This is a genomic window from Acinetobacter sp. A2, from assembly GCF_048537555.1.
Taxonomy (GTDB): Bacteria; Pseudomonadota; Gammaproteobacteria; order Pseudomonadales; family Moraxellaceae; genus Acinetobacter.
The window spans coordinates 498,721-517,464 of record NZ_CP183239.1; the positions used below are offsets into that span (position 1 = coordinate 498,721).

General features: G+C 42.5%; 18 protein-coding genes. 5 read left to right on the forward strand and 13 right to left on the reverse strand.

Features of this window, described 5'->3' with window-relative positions; genetic code table 11:
• Positions 1–67: 67 nt before the first annotated feature.
• From ACNS8M_RS02285 to hflX, 6 genes are all read right to left on the reverse strand, one after another.
• On the reverse strand, positions 68–520 hold the full coding sequence (locus tag ACNS8M_RS02285) for a DUF2147 domain-containing protein (protein ID WP_168418863.1): 453 nt from the start codon (positions 518–520) through the stop codon (positions 68–70).
• A gap of 108 nt (positions 521–628) precedes the next feature.
• Entirely contained in the window at positions 629–1,072 is a 444-nt protein-coding gene (locus ACNS8M_RS02290; protein WP_168418864.1) for a DUF2147 domain-containing protein, read from the reverse strand.
• A 179-nt stretch (positions 1,073–1,251) separates the two neighbouring features.
• Positions 1,252–1,698: a DUF2147 domain-containing protein gene (locus tag ACNS8M_RS02295; protein ID WP_168542481.1), complete on the reverse strand. Its 447-nt coding sequence runs from the start codon at positions 1,696–1,698 to the stop codon at positions 1,252–1,254.
• Positions 1,699–1,786: 88 nt separating this feature from the next.
• Positions 1,787–2,461 (reverse strand): LrgB family protein, encoded by a 675-nt coding sequence (locus ACNS8M_RS02300; protein WP_096901575.1) that lies wholly within the window; start codon positions 2,459–2,461, stop codon positions 1,787–1,789.
• A gap of 9 nt (positions 2,462–2,470) precedes the next feature.
• Entirely contained in the window at positions 2,471–2,842 is a 372-nt protein-coding gene (locus ACNS8M_RS02305; protein WP_096901574.1) for a hypothetical protein, read from the reverse strand.
• 34 nt (positions 2,843–2,876) lie between these two features.
• On the reverse strand, positions 2,877–4,217 hold the full coding sequence (hflX, locus tag ACNS8M_RS02310; RefSeq protein WP_168542483.1) for a ribosome rescue GTPase HflX: 1,341 nt from the start codon (positions 4,215–4,217) through the stop codon (positions 2,877–2,879).
• A 321-nt stretch (positions 4,218–4,538) separates the two neighbouring features.
• Between hflX and ACNS8M_RS02315 the strand changes: the two genes are divergently transcribed.
• A complete protein-coding gene (locus tag ACNS8M_RS02315; RefSeq protein WP_168418866.1) occupies positions 4,539–5,357 on the forward strand; it encodes a lysophospholipid acyltransferase family protein in 819 nt (272 codons plus the stop codon).
• 57 nt (positions 5,358–5,414) lie between these two features.
• Here ACNS8M_RS02315 and ACNS8M_RS02320 read toward each other — a convergent pair whose 3' ends face one another.
• Positions 5,415–6,977: a phospholipase D family protein gene (locus tag ACNS8M_RS02320; RefSeq protein ID WP_416240604.1), complete on the reverse strand. Its 1,563-nt coding sequence runs from the start codon at positions 6,975–6,977 to the stop codon at positions 5,415–5,417.
• A 228-nt stretch (positions 6,978–7,205) separates the two neighbouring features.
• Between ACNS8M_RS02320 and ACNS8M_RS02325 the strand changes: the two genes are divergently transcribed.
• Entirely contained in the window at positions 7,206–8,216 is a 1,011-nt protein-coding gene (locus tag ACNS8M_RS02325; RefSeq protein ID WP_096901572.1) for a metallophosphoesterase, read from the forward strand.
• 56 nt (positions 8,217–8,272) lie between these two features.
• On the opposite strand, the gene ACNS8M_RS02330 is transcribed toward ACNS8M_RS02325, so the two are convergent.
• Positions 8,273–9,586, reverse strand: a complete 1,314-nt coding sequence (locus ACNS8M_RS02330; RefSeq protein ID WP_168461520.1) for an MFS transporter — start codon at positions 9,584–9,586, stop codon at positions 8,273–8,275.
• A gap of 186 nt (positions 9,587–9,772) precedes the next feature.
• Positions 9,773–10,420: a PAQR family membrane homeostasis protein TrhA gene (gene trhA, locus ACNS8M_RS02335; protein ID WP_168418869.1), complete on the reverse strand. Its 648-nt coding sequence runs from the start codon at positions 10,418–10,420 to the stop codon at positions 9,773–9,775.
• Between the two features lie 98 nt (positions 10,421–10,518).
• On the opposite strand from trhA, the gene ACNS8M_RS02340 reads away from it, so the two are divergent.
• Both ACNS8M_RS02340 and ACNS8M_RS02345 read left to right on the forward strand, forming a co-directional pair.
• Complete coding sequence (locus tag ACNS8M_RS02340) at positions 10,519–11,739, forward strand: class I SAM-dependent methyltransferase (RefSeq protein ID WP_168542487.1); 1,221 nt, start codon at positions 10,519–10,521, stop codon at positions 11,737–11,739.
• A gap of 23 nt (positions 11,740–11,762) precedes the next feature.
• Entirely contained in the window at positions 11,763–12,185 is a 423-nt protein-coding gene (locus tag ACNS8M_RS02345; RefSeq protein WP_168542489.1) for a GNAT family N-acetyltransferase, read from the forward strand.
• A 98-nt stretch (positions 12,186–12,283) separates the two neighbouring features.
• Here ACNS8M_RS02345 and ACNS8M_RS02350 read toward each other — a convergent pair whose 3' ends face one another.
• From ACNS8M_RS02350 to ACNS8M_RS02365, 4 genes are all read right to left on the reverse strand, one after another.
• Positions 12,284–12,625 (reverse strand): hypothetical protein, encoded by a 342-nt coding sequence (locus ACNS8M_RS02350; RefSeq protein ID WP_168461516.1) that lies wholly within the window; start codon positions 12,623–12,625, stop codon positions 12,284–12,286.
• A 170-nt stretch (positions 12,626–12,795) separates the two neighbouring features.
• Entirely contained in the window at positions 12,796–14,931 is a 2,136-nt protein-coding gene (locus ACNS8M_RS02355) for a 3-hydroxyacyl-CoA dehydrogenase NAD-binding domain-containing protein (RefSeq protein WP_419225072.1), read from the reverse strand.
• Between the two features lie 10 nt (positions 14,932–14,941).
• Positions 14,942–16,147: an acetyl-CoA C-acetyltransferase gene (locus tag ACNS8M_RS02360; RefSeq protein WP_168461513.1), complete on the reverse strand. Its 1,206-nt coding sequence runs from the start codon at positions 16,145–16,147 to the stop codon at positions 14,942–14,944.
• Positions 16,148–16,380: 233 nt separating this feature from the next.
• The gene (locus ACNS8M_RS02365; protein ID WP_168461512.1) at positions 16,381–17,391 is read right to left on the reverse strand and encodes an AraC family transcriptional regulator; all 1,011 of its coding nucleotides are present in this window, start codon (positions 17,389–17,391) and stop codon (positions 16,381–16,383) included.
• Positions 17,392–17,601: 210 nt separating this feature from the next.
• Here ACNS8M_RS02365 and ACNS8M_RS02370 point away from each other — a divergent pair, with 210 nt between their 5' ends.
• The gene (locus ACNS8M_RS02370; RefSeq protein WP_168461511.1) at positions 17,602–18,720 is read left to right on the forward strand and encodes a CaiB/BaiF CoA transferase family protein; all 1,119 of its coding nucleotides are present in this window, start codon (positions 17,602–17,604) and stop codon (positions 18,718–18,720) included.
• Positions 18,721–18,744: the final 24 nt, after the last annotated feature.

An 18,744-nucleotide genomic window follows, 5' to 3' on the forward strand; every position in this document is an offset into this window, starting at 1 on the left:
TAATTTGAAAATGTGATGTCGAAATGAAAACAGCCACTTATTAAAGTGGCTATTTTTATCTTGAATTTTATTGAATCCGAATCCAAGTTTGGCTTCGACCTAGTGTAGATACCCCCATATAAGCGCGCAAAGTCAAGCGCTTACCTGTCGAGTTGAGGCGAATTTTTGCATCGTAAATACGACCTGCCAATGGATCAATTACGCGTCCTTTTTCGTAATTATTGCTGTCTTTGACTTGTTGTAAGCCTTTTAAAATGTCCATCCCTAAAATAGGTTGGTTAGTATAGGGCGCAGGGCATTTATTACAGAGTTCACGTGGGGTATAACCTGGACGTGGAGTTACTTTAATAATTTTACCCGTATAGGTTTGATTGGCTTCTTTACGAATTTCGATGACAGCTTTGGGTGAGCCTGTTTTATCATCAATTTGTTGCCAAGTGCCCGCTAAATCTTGTGCCATCGCCAAAGTGCTAAGGCTGCCGAAGATGACGGCTATTCCTAAAGCCAATTTTTGAATCATTTTATTTCCCTTACTCGGTCTTTGCAGCTAGTCTAATCTCTGAATAGGGCTTGAACAAAGCCCTGAGGATCTTGAAAAAATGACCGATGCGACACTATGCGTTAGATTTTATTGACGAATCCACGTTTGTGTCCGACCAATGGCGGAAATTCCGACATAACCACGCAAGGTTAGGCGTTTACCGTTGGCAGCAAGACGTCCTTTTAAGCTGTACATTTTGCCTGCAAGTGGATCAAGAATACGCCCGTTGGCATAGTTGTTGTTATCCACATGTTGTAAACCTTTAATAATTTCTAAGCCTACAAGTGGTTTATTGGTATATGGTGCAGGGCAATCGACACAAATGGTTTTAGGGGTATAGCCTGCACGTGGTGTGACTTTGACAATTTTACCCGTAAACGTGCCATTTTCCGCTTTGGTAATTTCAATTAAAGCCTTAGGTGAGCCAGTTTTGTCATCAATGCTTTGCCAAGTTCCAGTTAAGTCTGCAGCAAATAAACTGCCACTGAACATTAAGCTTGCAAATGCACCTATCAGTAAATTTTTCTTCATATCAGTTCCTTTGATTGCCGAAATTGATCACAGAGGTTTATTCAAGATATAAAGCGGGTTGTGGTAGGAGTCAAGCGATTTGAGAAAAAATTAATCTTAAAGTTGCGACTAAAATGTAAGAAAACTAATAAAAAATGCCACGAACGTGTGGCATTTTGAGTGAAAAGTAAAGCGATTAATTAGTCGCTTTTAATCCAAGTTTGGCTGCGTCCTAGAGCAGATACGCCCACATAACCACGCATGGTCAGACGTTTGCCATTGCTGCTTAATTTGGCTTTGGTGCTGTAGATATTGCCGTTTAATGGGTCAATAATTTTTCCACCAGAGAAGTTAGTACCACCTGTATGTTTTAAGCCTTTAAGTATATCCATTCCTAAAATAGGTTGGTTGGTATAAGGCGCAGGACAGTTGACACAGGTATCTTTAGGGGTGTAGCCAGGACGAGGGGTAACTTTGACAATTTTAGCCGTATAGGTGCCATTGGCTTCCTGACGAATTTCTAAAATTGCTTTTGATGAACCTGTTTTGTCATCAATATTTTTCCAAGTACCCGTAATATCTTGAGCTAGCGCAAAACTTCCTAACGCTGAGCAGATTAAGGCAACGGTGAGTCTCATCTTGACCATGTTCAATGTTCCTTGTTTTTGGCTAACTGTATATTTCATAGTAAAAAGAAAGTTAAAACTCGACAAGTCTAAATAAGTGATTGCTCAGTCACATTTTTTGTAAATACAGTATAAAAGTTGGCAGCCATACTGCGGTAAATACTGCATTGACGGCCATACCAAAGGCGGCATAACGTCCAGCTACGCTACCACGTTGCCAAGCTTGGGCGGTCCCAATTGCATGCGCAGCCAGACCTAAAGCCAAACCAGAGGCACGTTCATCATTGATGTGTCTTAAAATAAAAGGTGAGAAAGCAGCACCTACAACACCCGATAAAATCACAATCAAGACAGCCAGTTGAATTGGGGCTTCCAAAAGTGTGGCGATGTTAATGGCAATAGGTGTGGTTACGGCACGTGTAGCAAAGGCCATAATATCGGCACTAGACATGTGCAAGGCATAGGCCAGTCCCATAGGTAGGGCTACAGCACTGATGCTGGCAAACAGTAGAATACCTAAAATGGCTTTTAGTGGTAAATCGTCATAACGCATGGCGGCCAGAGGAATGGCCAGTGCCACCGTCACATAACCCAATAATTGATTAAAAATAGGGTTGGTTTGCGCCATGTAATTTTCGTAAGGAATCCCAAAAATGTATAACAGTAGCAGCACAAAGAACATGCCAAAGACAATTACAGGAATTTGCGGTACTTTTTGGTTGCAGGGTTTTGCCAGAACATAGGCAATGAGGGTAATTAAAAAGCCATATAAAACAGATAACATTTTAATCTCCTACAACCAGCGTTTTGCCATTTTGGCATAGAGCCAAAGCGGAATGAGGGTGCTGATACACAGTACAATCAGGAAGATTGGTATTTGTTTGCCCATGTGGGTCAGCATGATCAATGAACCTGCGCTAATAGGTAAAAAGGCAAATGCACTTTCTTTCATGATTTTGTTGTTGGTATCGACCAAACGAGCAGGAATTTTACTGAGTTTACGCCAAGTAAATAAGACCGCCAATAAACTGAGCAAGCCCACTAAATTGCCAAGTTCTGGGTGATTAAACTGAGTCATGATCCATACTGCGGCTTCACGAAACACAATAATCAAGAGGAGTGTGCCGATCCATGCTGGCCAGTCTATCTGTTTTATTCTGCTCATTTTGATCTTTCGTTAAAATTTCACTTATCACGTTTTAACCGATCTGATCGTCAATTTCAAATGCTTCTAACGGACGTTTAAATTGTTCCGCCTGCGCACCTAAAATTTCTTCAATCGGTAAATGTGCCTGTTTAATCAGTTGTTCCAATTTGTGAGGCGCCATATTGACCTGTAGCAGCAATTGTCCCTGATCATCATAGTGTTCAGATTGAATGACGTTTAGTTCATACAGTTGATTGCGCAATTTGCCATAGGCAGGTTGCAGTTTGAGTTCAAATGGCTGAATTTGTCCCATCAGACACTCATGCACGGCCTGTTTTAATAATTCCAGTCCTTGGCCTGAATGCGCTGAAACATAAACACGGTCAGGTTGATGCGGTTTGGCATAGACAATTTTGGCCGTTTCACCTGACGCATCAATTTTATTGTAAACCCGAAGAATAGGCACATCTGCGCCAATTTCTTTGAGTACGCCTTCCACCGCTTCAATTTGTTCCATCAGGTCGGGGCTGCTTGAATCAATCACATGCAACAGCAAACTGGCTTCCAAGGTTTCTTCCAATGTGGCTTTAAAAGACTCCACCAGTGAGTGAGAAAGGTTGCGTACAAAACCTACGGTATCTGCGAGGACTAAGCGACCAATGCCATCCCATTCTAAGCGGCGTAGCGTGGGGTCAAGGGTTGCAAACAGTTGGTCTGCCGCATAGACATCACTTTGTGCCAAAATATTAAATAGGGTAGATTTTCCTGCATTGGTATAGCCAACCAGCGACACGGTTGGAATAGCGGCTTTTTGTCGTGCTACTCTGCCTTGGGCACGGGTTTGACGCACTTTGTCGAGTTTGGCTTTGAGTTGCCCCATACGAATACGTAATAGGCGGCGGTCTGTTTCAAGTAAGGTTTCGCCTGGCCCACGTAAGCCGATACCACCTTTTTGGCTGTCTAGGTTGCTGCGACTGCGCACCAAGCGTGAAGACAGGTGTTGTAATTGTGCCAATTCAACTTGTAATTTACCTTCGTAAGTACGGGCACGCTGGGCAAAAATATCTAAAATCAGTTCGGTACGATCGACCACACGGCACTGCATCACTTTTTCTAAATTACGTGCCTGCGCGGGGCTGAGTGCATGGTCAAAAATCACCAAATTAGCATCGTGCTGTTGTACCAATACGGCAATTTCTTCGGCTTTGCCTGAGCCAATAAACAGTTTGGCATCGGGTTTGCTGCGTTGTGTGTAGACGTGTTGTACGACCTCTGCACCTGCAGATTCAGCCAAGAGCTGAAATTCTTCGGCATCTAAGTCTTCGAGTATTTGTACCTGAACACTCACCAGTACAACACGTTCGCCTTCTTGATGAGGCACAAAATTTTCCACTCAGCGCAATCTCCCTACTAAAGCTTTATTCTAGTAGAAAAACTGATCGTGCAGGGAATTAGATGACTGGATTTTTTTGTGCCTATCTTTATTGCTATTTAGGCGTTGGTCACAGCAATTGGGGGGATTTCTATACTGAATTTGCCTCATTTAAATTTTGCAAAAAGTCGCATTTTTAGCGGGCAGATTCGGTTTTTATTATCAATGCAAGTTCAGATTGAACAGTATAGAATGAGCAAAATATGTGTTGTTCGATCTATAGACCAAGTTTACTTGCGACTTATATTCGATATTTTGCGTTTAACAATTAGTGATCACCTTATGAACCCAGCTGTTGAAACTCATTCCTCTCCAATTCATGGCTTTGCCAAGTTTGCCTTATACAGCAAAAAAGTACTGGCCACAGCGGGAGCTATTGGCGAAGGGTTTTATCTGGTCTATCGTCACCAATTGTATAAAGACACCAACAACCCGCATAACACCCGTTATGTCCAGTATTTTTGCCGTCAGTTGTGCAAAGTTTTTAATATTGAAGTGCAAGTTCATGGTGAAATTCCGCATGATCCTGCGCTATGGGTCAGCAATCATATTTCATGGTTAGATGTTGCGGTATTGGGTTCAAGTGCTCGGGTCTTTTTTCTTGCCAAGGCTGAAATTGAAAAATGGCCGTTATTGGGTAAATTAGCCAAAGGTGGCGGGACGCTATTTATTAAGCGTGGTTCAGGAGATTCGGTCAAAATTCGTGAACAAATCACGCAATTTTTAAAGCAGGATATTCCTGTGTTATTTTTCCCTGAAGCAACGACTTCAGATGGTACTAAAATTAAAAAAGTACATGGTCGTATTTTAGGGGCTGCAATTGAAGCCAAACGCCCAGTACAAATTTGTTTGATTTGTTATGTGAATCAACAGGGTGAGCTAGATACCGTTGCTCCGTTCATTAATGACATGACTTTTGTAGACCATGTGAAAGATGTGTTGGAAATGCCTAAAGTAACGGCACATTTAATGGCACTGCCTGCAATTTCGGTAGAAGGTCACAACATAGAATCTTTAACTGCCGTGGTGCAAGCGAACATGACCGAAGGTTTGGCAGAGTTACATGCCAAAGTGTTGAAACCACAAGCGGCTGCATCATAAAAGCGGTATGAGCTGAGCTGATTTAAAAATCAGCTCATGCATATAAACAAGTTAAGACTACATAAAGCCTTCAATTGGCAGCCATGAGGCGACTTTCATGGCCCCACGTTGATACCATTTCATACCTGGCTCTTTTTTCAGAATTTTGGTTTCACCTTGTGGTGTTTTCATTTGCCACTGAATATTCTGCTGTGCATCTAGAACCAGTTTGTAGGCATATTTAGCCAAATTAGCATCCATAGTTTGGTGTACGGCACGGGCCAAAGGTGGGCTGTTTAAAATCACACCAATTTCGGTATTTAAATAAGCCGAACGTGGATCAAAATTAAAAGAACCAATAAAGACCTGTTTTTCATCTAAAGCCATGAGCTTGGCATGCAAGCTGGAACGGCTCAGACCTTTCATGCTGACTTTGGCTTTTTTGGAAATTTCATCGGTATGCGTGTTGAGGTTTTCCACTTCAGGGCGAGCCAAGAATTCATAAAGTTGCACATTGTTGGCCAGTAAATCCTGCCGATATTTGGCATAAAACGCATGTACCACAGGTACATCATTGGCTTTAAAGGAGTTGGTCAAGACACGTACCTGAATACCATCATCGGCTAAGTCTTTAAGTTTTTGAGCACCAGACTGTTCAGGGACGAAGTAGGCCGAAATAATATCGACACTATTGCTGGGCTTTTCCAAGTGATTGAGTAACTGAAAATTGAGATGCTCTTCTTTAGAGGCACGATCTTTAATTTTGCTTGGAGCATCTTTCACGACTTCGGCACTGACCCAATCAAACTGGATGTTGTGCATCATCCATTCTTCAATGGCTTTGGAGCGTCTAACCAAGTCTAGATAATTTTGTACAGTGGCTTCTTGGTAGTGTTGTTCGAGTTGTTGCTTTAGACCTTCATAACGCAAGGTGTAATGGCGTGGATTGACCAGTTGCTTGACTGAATAGGCATAGTCATCGTTCCAGTATTCATCAAATGAATGGATGATTTCATCGGAAGCTGAGCCGACCAGCATGACATCCACATCGGAAAATTGATAATTTTCACTGACGTTATAGTACTGATTACTCATATTGCGACCACCAATCAGAGAAATTTGGTTATCGGCAATAAAGCTTTTGTTGTGCATGCGACGGTTAATACGTTTTAAATCCAGAATCATGTCCATCGCACGATAATGACGAAAGCGATACGGGTTATATAGTTTGATGTCGATGTTGCTGTGCTGATCGAGTGCGAGATAAATGCCTTCCATTTTCTTGGCATTGTTATCATCTACCAGTAAACGTACTTTTACCCCACGATCTGCTGCGCGAATAATGGCATGTAGCGCAAGTGCGCCAATTTTGTCGTTATCCCAAATATAATATTGTAGGTCTAAAGATTTTTCTGCTCTATTAATCAGGTAGATACGAGCTGCTAAAGCTTCTAGCGGGTCATAAAGAACATGATAACCCGTCAGTTGTGGATTTTTTTCGCGTAGTGGCAACACAATTTTGGCCAAACTGGTTTGGTCGGTTGCAGTTTCAAACGCCATCTGAATTGGATGTTCAATTTGTTTGGGCAAGGTGCTGCAGCCTGAACTGGTCAGAATAAGGGCACAACTCAGCCATAACACATAGCGGCGTTGGAGGTTGCATCGAATGGATGAGCTGCGGTCTGCCAAATTCAATTCCTTTTTTTGCAGATGGGGAGAAAATAAGTCAAAAATAGAGTTTGAGTATAATTGTCAGCTATGAAAAGATAAATATGACAATGGTGTGTAGACGACGAGCAAAGGCACTGTGTTGCTATCTAAATAACAGCAACATTGAGCAGCTGCAGTATGACGTAACAGAGAACAATTATGTGGAATAATGATTCGGTGGTGTTGTATTTCTATATTGGCATGGCAATTTTAGCGGTGTGGGCGGTTTCGCAAGCATGGCGCAGTCAGGCCAATACCGAAACCATTCATCCGTTCAAAGCTTTTGTGCATTTATTAGCATTTTATTTGTCTTATCTGTTGCCGCCATTGGTGTTCTTTAGTGTCTATGCAGGAATGCAAGGCTATTATTCTGTTCACGAAGCGATTTTTGTATTTGTGGTTAGTGCCGTATTAAGTTATGCACGTTTTATAGAACCGCATTTAATTCAGGTTAAAACCACCAAATATCAGATTCATGCAGACCGCCGTTTATTAAAGCCTGTCAAAATTGCCTTAATTGCAGATTTACATATTGGTTTGTTTTCTGGGCATGAACGTCAACTCAAGCAAATTGTGAAAAAAATCAATTTGCAAAACCCCGATATTGTGGTCGTGGCAGGAGATTGGACCTATGAACCTGAAAATAAACTGGCTCAGGAACTTGCTGTATTAAAAGAGATTTGTGCACCTGTGTATTCGGTCAATGGGAACCATGACGAACAGTACCCAGGTCCGCCTATTCAAGAACTTTTACAAACGGCTTTGGCACAAAATAATGTAATTGATATTGAAGGGAAGATTGTCGAGTTTGACGAGTTCCGTTTGTTGGGTATTGGCGATTTGTGGGCAGGTAAAACCGACATGCGTTATATGCCCGATTTACCTCAAGACAAGCCGTGGGTGTTGTTATCACATAACCCAGATACAGTAGATATGGTACCTAAATTACCAACTCGTCCGCTGATGTTGGCAGGACATACCCATGGTGGGCAAGTTGAGTTGCCATGGTTAACCGATTATGTGATGAAAAAAGTATCGATTTTAGGGCATAAAAAAGGTTTATATCGGCATGATCATGCTGATGTTTTTGTGACGGTGGGCACGGGCATGGTGGGTGTGCCGTTTCGTTTTGGCGTGCCGCCTACCATTGATATTATTGAATTGTTATGACATTAATTTAAATAAAAAACCAGCCTCGGCTGGTTTTTTAATGTGATTTTATTTACTTAGATTTGATTGTTCACATCATCATGCTTGGTTTCACGAATCAGTAAAAAAGCCATTAAAGATAAGATAGATGCCGCACTCAGGTAATAGCCGACTGCTGCTAAGCCATAGCTGGTGGCAAGTTTAGTAGCAATGAGTGGGGCAAAAGATGCACCAAAAATACCTGCCAAGTTAAAGGTCAAGGCAGAACCTGTGTAGCGAACAGAAGTTGGAAAAATCTCGGATAAGACCGTACCAATTGGCCCATAGGTCAGTCCCATAATGGCCAAGCCAATGCACAGGAAAATAAAGACCACCCATGTACTGCCCGAAGCAAGCATATCGGCAAAGAATAAACCAAAAATCGCTGAGATAATACACACTGCAATTGACGTAGTTTTACGCCCAAATTTTTCTGCCAATACCGCAGACAAAGGAATAAAAGCCGCAAAGCATAAGGTGGCTAACAGTTGAAGTTTTAAAAACTCTTCACGTGAATAGCCTAATTGTTTGGTGCCCCATTGTAAGGCAAATACCGTGGTTAGATAAAACACCACAAAGGTACAAATAGCAGCTACGGTACCTAAAACCAGCATTTTAGAATGCTTTTTAAAGACCTGAATAAATGGCACATTCACTTCTTTTTGTTTATTGAGCACTTTTTGAAAGGCTGGGGTTTCATGTAATTTTAAGCGAATCCATAAACCTACAATGACCAGTAAGGCACTGGAAATAAATGGAATACGCCAACCCCACGCCATAAAGTCTTGTTCAGACATTAAAGCACCTAAAGTTAAGAAAGAGCCTGTCGCCAGAATGAAGCCAATGGGTGCGCCTAATTGCGGGAACATACCATACCAAGCTCGCTTGCCTTCGGGTGCATTTTCAGTGGCTAATAGTACTGCCCCCGACCATTCTCCACCTAAGCCTAAGCCTTGTCCTAAACGGCATAGTGCCAAAAGTAAGGGTGCAACAATACCAATTTGTGTATAAGTTGGCAGTAAGCCAATACAGACGGTGGAAATGCCCATGGTCAGTAAGGCTGCAACCAAGGTGGCTTTGCGCCCAATCCGATCACCCAAATGTCCAAACAGGGCTGCACCAATAGGACGTGCAATAAAGGCAATTGCAAAGGTGGCCAGTGACTGAATGGTGGCAGTCATTGGGTCGGTACTGGTCGGAAAGAACAGATAGGGGAAGATGATCACTGCCGCAGTGGCATAGATATAAAAGTCAAAAAACTCGATGGTTGTACCGACCAAGCTTGCAGTCAGTACTCGAAATTTAGAATTTTGAGTCGGCTGTTCAGCGGCAGCAGTAGATGAAGATGCCATACAGGACCTTATGTAAGTGAATTTGAAAATATAATTCAGCACAGACAGAAGAGGTGCAGCTGTAATCGCAAATACTTCTTGCAGTTATACTTTTTTGAACAAGAAATAAGTCAAAAGATGTTATCTCAGGACTTAATCAAATACTGAGAAATCCACACATGATGGATGACTGTATCTTTAGAGCGATTAAATCACATACAGATAAATTGACAAAAAGTGCGCTCCTGCACCAATCAAGACAAATACATGCCAAATTGCGTGGGTATATCTTACGCGTTTTAAGGCATAAAACAATGCACCCACCGTGTAAGCAAGGCCACCAATCAGTAAAAAAGTTAGTGCTTGGCTGCTTAAATAGGCCTGCATATCATCCATGACCAAAACGGCCAACCAGCCCATGACCAAATAAGCAATTAAAGAAATTTTATGAAAACGGTTGATAAATACCAGTTTGAACAAGGTGCCAATTAGGGCAATGATCCACAGTGCAATTAATAAATATTGTGCTTTGGGCGTAGGGATGGCAATAGAGAGAAAAGGGGTGTAGGTGCCTGCAATTAAATAATAAATGGCAGTGTGATCAAGCTTTTTATAAAAATAGCGGCGGTCTGCAGCAGTTGCCATGTGATACAGCATAGAGGCAGAAAAGAGCAACACCATACTAATGGCATAGGCCCATAAACCTAGCCATTGTCCTGTACTCAGGTATGCGCCTTTGATCAGTAAAAAAATACCGCCAATTAATGCCAAAGCTGCACCAATACCATGGCTCAGATAGTTAATCCGTTCCTCTTGATGGTCATAATCTGGTACTAAAGGCGCATTCAATTTCATAGGTGTTCTTTTTTATTTATACAACTGTATAGTAATTCAATTTTGCTTTTAGGGTAATAACATTTAAACTTGAATTGTAATTTTTTCAGGTTTTCACTATGTCGACTTTGGCTTCTCCCTCTGTGCAGGAACAACAATTCTTGGAGGCTTTTCAGCAAGCCATTGATACACAAAAACTTGATCGTGTGGTACTTAGCCAGTACAAAGGCGAATTGGAACAATTAGAAAAAATTACCCTGCGTATTATTCAACTCAATCAAGAGCAGGTATTGAGTTGTTTGTATCGTCATAAAACGCAGGATATCACCAAAAATTATCCTTTGGCGCAAGCCCAATCACAATTGAGTCAGTTATTGGCAGATTGTAAACAGGCGAATTTATTTACCCTAGATCAAGAAATTCAGCTTAAAAAGAATAAAAAGAAAGCCATGCTCAGTATGAGTAAAGCGGTAACGTCTGCTGCAAAACCCAAAGAGCAACAAGGGCATGATCGTGAAAAGCAACGCTATGTCGAGCAAAGTAGTCCTTTTTTACAGCCTCTAGGTATTACTGATGCGCAGGCGCAGATTATTCCAAGCATGGCGCGTAAGTGGAAACAGATTAATAAATTTATTGAAATTTTTGCGGGTGCATTGGCGCATATTCATCTTTCTGAGCAAAGCGTGCGTGTGGTGGATTTCGGTTCAGGTAAGGGCTATTTGACCTTTGCACTGTATGATTATTTGCAAAAGCAGCAATTGAAACCTTGGGTTACAGGGGTGGAATTGAATCCGAAAATGGTCGAGTTTTGTCAGTCTGTAGCAAAGGCGGCAGATTTTCAGCAGCTGGACTTTTTTCAGGGTGATGTCCGTACCTATCAACCTGAACACTTGGATGTCATGATTGCATTACATGCCTGCGATGTGGCAACAGATTTTGCAATTCATACGGGTATTCGCCTGAATGCACAAATGATTATGTGTGCACCGTGTTGTCATAAAGAATTGCGTCCACAATTGCAAAGTCCGAGTGTGCTTAAACCAATGTTGCAGTTTGGCATTCATGCAGGACAGCAAGCAGAAATGTTGACCGATACCATTCGTGCATTATTGCTTAAAGCCTATGGCTATGACACCAAAGTGTTTGAGTTTGTCTCGTTGGAGCATACCAGTAAAAATAAAATGATTTTGGCGACCAAGCGGGCAGATGTTCATCAACCTGATCAAGCAGTTTTGGCTCAAATTCGCGAACTGAAAGCCATGTATGGTATTCAGAAACATTCTTTGGAATTGTTGTTGAATGATCAGTGGGATCAGCAGGGGATTGGCTGTAAATGCTAAGGTCGATGGGCTTGGAGTAAATAATGCAAAATTATGAAATTCAGTCGGATGATTGGGCGCGCCTAGCTGCAGATGCTAAACCCATTCGTGAGCAGGTGTTTATACAAGAGCAGCACATTTCCCCTGAAGATGAGTGGGATGCACAAGACGCAATTGCCTTGCATTTTGTTGTTTATCTAGCAGGGCAAGCTGTTGCAACAGCACGCTTGTTGGAAAATCATAGTATTGGTCGTGTGGCTGTATTGAAGTCGCAGCGTGGTTTAGGTCTCGGACGTGTGTTGATGCAGCATATTATTCAACTGGCACGGCAGCAGTGCCGCCCAGAGGTCAAGTTGTCTGCACAGGTGCATGCAATTCCGTTTTATCAAAGTTTAGGTTTTTACGTTGAAGGTGAATCATATTTAGACTGTGGTATTCCGCATGTGGATATGCGTTTGCAGTTCTGATTTTTCCTCATTTATTTTTATTATTTGGCTTTTATAAAAAATCGCCATGTTTCATTGGAAACATGGCGATTTTTTTGATTGATTTCTGCTAGCGCAAATTAATGTCCATGCGTGTTGGCAGGTGCTTGCTCGTGGCTTTCAGGCATAGCAGCATGTTCAGTTTCAGTCATAGCATGTGCATCTGCTGTAGGTGCAGCTTTTAACGCTTCTCGAGCTTCACGGTCAGCTTGTGCCTTTGCAATTGCTTCTTGTGACATAGCTGGTGCATTTTTAAACGCATGTTGTTGGGTATTTTGCTTTTGTTGCTGGCTTGGCATGTAATCTGGTTCATTGGTAACGGCCAACCAGAAAATAAACATGAATATTCCACCCAAAATACAGAAAATAAAGAGTGCTTTCCAACCCCAAGGCGATTTTTCAGGAGTAAGGTGTTCAGTCATGTGTATCTACCCAATTTGAATCTATATCTTAAAATTATGTAACTTTATAACATAAAATGCATAAAAAACGGATTAAATTCTGTGCGTGTTACCTTTTTGGGGTAATTTTTAATTAAATAAAAAGAGGGATGGTGTATCCCTCTTGAATTGTGAAGTATGGGACTAAATGGCTAAATAACTTTAGCACCTGCAGCAACACGCTCTTGCAAGAGTTGAGGTGGATTAAAGCGTTCACCATATTCTGCTGATAATTGCTGTGCACGTACTAAAGCTTGATCTAAACCATATTGATTCAGGAATTGCAAAGCACCACCTGTCCATGCAGGGAAGCCAATACCAAAAATTGAACCAACATTGGCATCAACCACAGATTCTAAAACACCTTCTTCTAAGCAGCGCAAGCTATCTAGCGCTTGCACAAATAAGAACCGATCAATCATGTCTTGTTCAGATATTTCAGTGTTTTTATACCAGTGGCTTAAGCCTGCCCACAGTTGTTTTTTACCTTGTTCTGGGTAGTCATAAAAACCTGCACCTGCGGCTTTGCCTTGACGTGAAAACTTATGAATCATGGTTTGAATGACATCATCTGCAGGAGAAGCGGCGCGATCTATGCCCTGTGCTTGCAATGCTTTACGCGCTTCCTGAGCCACGTGTTCCGACAGTGTTAAAGATACTTCATCTTGAATGGCAAGTGGGCCTACAGGCATGCCTGCTTTTAAGGCTGCCATTTCAATTTTTGCAGGGTGCACGCCTTCGGCCAGTAAACGCAGACCTTCTTGTACAAAAGTGCCAAACACTCGACTGGTAAAAAAGCCACGACTGTCATTCACCACAATTGGGGTTTTGCCAATTTGTTGCACAAAATCGAAAGCCTTAGCCAACGTGGCTGTATCGGTATTTTTTCCTTTAATAATTTCCACCAACGGCATTTTATCGACAGGGCTAAAGAAATGCAGACCAATAAAACGGTTTTGATTTTGTGCTGCTTGCGCCAACTCACTAATGGGTAAGGTCGAGGTATTAGAGGCCATCACACCATCTTCAGGCAAAAATACTTCTGCTTCCTGTGTAACTTGTGCTTTAAGTGCAGTATTTTCAAATACAGCTTCAATGATTAAGTCACAGCCTTGTAAATCTGTTGCCTGTGCGGTTGGATGGATCTGGGCAAGAATTTGTGCAGCACGTTCTGCATGGATACGGCCTTGGGCAACTTGTTTATCGAGCAGTTTTTGGCTGTATGCTTTGCCTTTTTCAGCCTGTTCAATAGACACATCTTTGAGCACCACCGCAATGCCTTTAGTTGCGGTTGCGTAGGCAATTCCTGCGCCCATCATGCCTGCACCTAAAATCCCGACTTTTTGTACTGAATTGACAGGAATCTCTTTAGGGCGGCTCATCCCAGATTTAATTGCATTTAAGCCATGCCAGAACGTGCCAATCATATTTTTAGAAATTTGGCCTGTCGCAAGCTGAGTAAAATAGCGTGATTCGATTCGCAGCGCCGTATCAACATCGACCTGAGCACCTTCAACCGCTGCCGCCAGAATTGCTTCAGGCGCAGGGTAACAGCCTTTGGTTTTATCACGTAAGATGGCAGGGGCAATTGAAAGCATTTGTGCCACAGCAGGTGTTGCAGGTGTGCCGCCTGGAATTTTATAGCCTTTGGCATCGAATACTTGTTGAGATTGTGGGTGTGCCAAAATCCATGCACTGGCTTTGCTGAGCAGTTCTGTTTCATTGTCTGCAAGTTCATGCACCAAACCCAAACTTTGTGCTTTTTCTACACTCAGTTGTTTACCTTCCATTAAAAGTGGTAGGGCAGTTTGTAGGCCTAGTAAACGCACCATTCGTACAATTCCACCACCCCCTGGTAATAAGCCTAGCGTTACTTCAGGCAGACCAAATTTAGTTTTGGGGTTATGAATTGCAATACGATGATGACAGCACAATGCCAGTTCCCAACCACCGCCAAGTGCTGTGCCATTCAAGGCAGCCACCACAGGAATACCACGAGTTTCAATATAACGTAGCTGTGCTTTTAAGCTTTCAATCATTTCAAAAAAAGCACTGGCCTGTTCAGGTTGTGTTTGAATCAGTTCATCTAAGTCACCGCCTGCAAAAAAGGTTTTTTTTGCAGAGGCCATGATAATGCCGGCTACTTGTTCATCGGACTGTAATTGTTGTACGACCTGTTGCAGCGCATCTCGAAAGTCTGCATTCATGGTGTTGGCAGATTGATTTGGCGAGTCAAAAGTTAGAATGACAATATTATCGGCATTTTTTTGGTAGTGAATGGCGCTCATTTTGTACTCCTTATACTCGCTCAATAATGGTGGCAATTCCCATACCACCACCTACACATAATGTGGCCATGCCGCGTTTTTTATCTTGTCGTTCTAACTCATCCAACAAAGTGCCTAAAATCATGGCACCTGTCGCACCTAAAGGGTGCCCCAAGGCAATTGCACCACCATTTACGTTCACTTTGGCAGGGTCAACTTTCAGTTCCGTGATAAAACGCATCACCACAGCGGCAAAGGCTTCATTGACTTCAAATAGGTCAATATCTTCAATGTTGAGTCCTGCTTTGGCCAAGGCTTTACGTGCTGCAGGTGCTGGCCCTGTAAGCATGATCGCAGGGTCTGTGCCGACCAATGCAGTGGCTAAAACTTTAGCGCGAGGTTTTAAGTTTTGTTGCTGTACCGCTTGTTCAGATGCAATCAAGACCAGTGCTGCACCATCTACAATACCCGATGAATTGCCTGCATGATGCACATGATTGACTTGTCCAGCTTCAGGGTATTTTTGCAGGGCGATGGCATCGAACCCCATTTGCCCCATCGTTGCAAAACTTGGTTTAAGCTGAGCCAAGCTTTCAGCCGTGGTCTGTGGTTTGATAAATTCATCTTGTGCCAAAATGACCACACCCGCCTGATCTTTAACTGGTACGATGGAGCGCTCAAAATAGCCTAAAACTTGGGCTGCTGCTGCTTTTTGTTGAGATGCAGCTGCAAATTGATCGACCTCGGTGCGGCTATAACCATCGAGTGTGGCAATTAAGTCAGCCCCGATACCTTGTGGAATAAAGTCACAGGCCATATTGGTTTCAGGATCAAATGCCCAAGCACCGCCATCTGAACCCATTGTCACACGTGACATAGACTCCACACCGCCCGCAACAATTAAATCTTCCCAACCTGAACGAACTTTTTGTGCTGCTAAATTAACGGCTTCTAAGCCTGAAGCACAAAAGCGATTGATTTGTACCCCTGCAACATCATTGTCCCAACCTGCGGCAATTGCTGCAGTTTTGGCAATATCTGCACCTTGATCACCTATAGGTGTGACGCAGCCTAAAACAATATCATCGACTTGAGAGGTGTCTAAGTTATGTCGTTGCTGTAATTCATTCAATAAGGTGGTGAGTAGGCGAATAGGTTTTACTTCATGTAAAGCACCATCTCTTTTTCCTTTGCCGCGCGGGGTGCGAATGGCATCAATGATATAGGCCTCGCTCATAATCAATCCTTTGTCGATAGTTTTCTTAGTGATTGCTTTTGAGTGTAAACAGAAAATGCTGAAGTGCAATGATGAGAACGGTACAGGTCAGTGAAGTTTTTTGCCAATACTGCAGTATGGTTTGATTACTGTTGTGGATGAGGAGAGTGCTGTGTGGTACTTAAAAAAAGCCCTTGCAGTGTGCAAGGGCGATTAACTGGAATCACAGGTGAGTGTGAATTTTTAGTTGTGAATTAATGATAACCATGCAACTGACGATATAAACCAGGGGTTACACCAGTCCACTTTTTAAATGCACGGTGGAAGGTACTGGTTTCACTAAAGCCAACTTGTTGTGCGACATCTTCAAGGGTCAGTTCAGGATTGAGTAGCAAGTGAATCGCTGCATCACGACGCAAGGCATCTTTCACCCCTTGATAGCTTTTGCCTTCTGCTGCCAAACGACGACGTAAAGTTTGTGGCGATAAGTACAGCATAGAAGCAACATCGTTCAGGGTTGGCATTTCTTCGCCAATCTGACTCTTTAACACATCGCGAATACGTGAAGTTAAAGAATTGGTGTTTTTAAATTTCACTAACAATTGTGCAGGTGCAGTTTTTAAGAACTCGTCTAAAGTTTCCTGCGTTTGACGAATTGGTAAATCCAAATAGTCAGCTGCAAAGGTAATTTCGGTACGTGGCATATCAAATTGCATTACAGGTGCAAAGAATAGCGCATCGTATTCATCTGCATGTGCAGGACGAGGATAGCCAAAATGCACACGCTCTAAAGGCAAGCGACGCTCTATTAGCCAAGAGGCCAAGCCGTGCCAAATCATTAACATGCTTTCAGTAATGAAGTGATCAGGATCCATAGATTGTGGAATAGACGGCACTAGGCGTGCTTCGTGTTTGTCACGTTCTAAGGTTACAGACCAGTCATCACCAAACAGTTTGTAGAATTGAGAGGAGAGTTCTAAGGCATCGCCCAGTGTTTTGGCGTGAATCACCAATTGACACATAATTGCGAATGTTCCTAAACGACGTGGTTGGCTGTCAAAGCCAACGTGCTCGTCTTGAGTCACCATCCACAACATTTTTATAAAGCGCGTGTATTGTTCAGGTGAAATACGTGCTTTCGGTTGGCGCAGCAGTTCCGCCTCAATACCGACATGAGATAATAAGGTTTCGACATCCATACCGAGTCGTTTGACACCTGTGAGCGCAGCATTGACAAAATGGATACTAATGGTATCTCGGCTCATGTTAAATCCTTCAGTCTCTTTTGTATTCACGTAAGCTTGACCTAAATGACGCTAAAAAATTGAAATTGGCAATTTACAATACCAATTTTACTTATTTTACATAATAAATTGCCGAAATGATCAAGGTAAATGGCTGAAGATGACATTGTGTTACAGTTTTAGTGTTTATAAGATAAACGGAAAATCAGAAAAAATGGCGTAATCACAACAATGACACATGCACTGAACGGTTTAAAAGTTTTAGATTTTTCCACCTTGTTGCCTGGCCCATTTGCAAGTTTATATTTGGCAGATATGGGTGCAGAGGTGATTCATATTGAGTCTGCGACAAGGCCTGACTTAATTCGTATGTTTCCACCCTATGCCAATGGACAGGCCACTTCACACAGTTATTTAAACCGCAACAAACAGTCCATTACTCTCGATTTAAAATCGCCAGACAGCATTCAATTGATTTTGGACAAAATTGGTGAGTTCGATATTGTATTGGAGCAATTTAGGCCTGGTGTGATGCAGCGTTTAGGGCTGGACTATGCCAGCTTGGCAAAAATTAATCCACGACTGATCTATTGTTCCATTACAGGTTATGGGCAAACGGGCGATTATAAACATCGGGCAGGGCATGACATTAATTATTTAGCCTTGGCGGGAATTGCAGGGCACAGCGGACGTCAAGCAGGCGGGCCGCCACCGCTAGGTATTCAGGTGGCCGATGTAGCAGGTGGTTCATTGCATGCTTTGGTTGGAATTTTGAGTGCGGTGATTGAGCGTCAGCACAGTGGCTTAGGGCAGTATATTGATATTTCGATGACCGATTGTGCTGCCACATTAAATAATATGGCAGCTTCTGCTGTTTTGGCGGCACAGCTGCCTCAATATGCTGAGCAATCTTACTTAAATGGAGGCAGTTATTATGACTATTATGAAACGGCCGATGGTCGTTATCTTTCGGTGGGCAGCTTAGAGCCACAATTTATGCAAGGCTTGGCACAAATTTTAGATTTGCCCATTTTGCTCGAAAAAGGCACATCTTTAGACCCGCAAGACCATATACAAGTGAAACAAGCCATTCAGGCCAAGATTAAAGCGCAAAATTTTGCCACGTGGCAGCATATCTTTGCACAACACGATGTTTGTGTAGAACCAGTTTTAACTTTAGATGAAGCTTTACATTCCCCCTTGGCACAGCAGCGTGGTTGGACTGTAAATGTTCCAATCCAAGGCAATGCCACACAAACCGAAACTCAGTTGGCTTGTCCTATTAAATTTTCACGTTCAAAAATGCGCTATGACTATATTGGGCAGGCTTTAGGTGTAGGACAATGGTGATCATGCTCAATAGCTAAAAATATG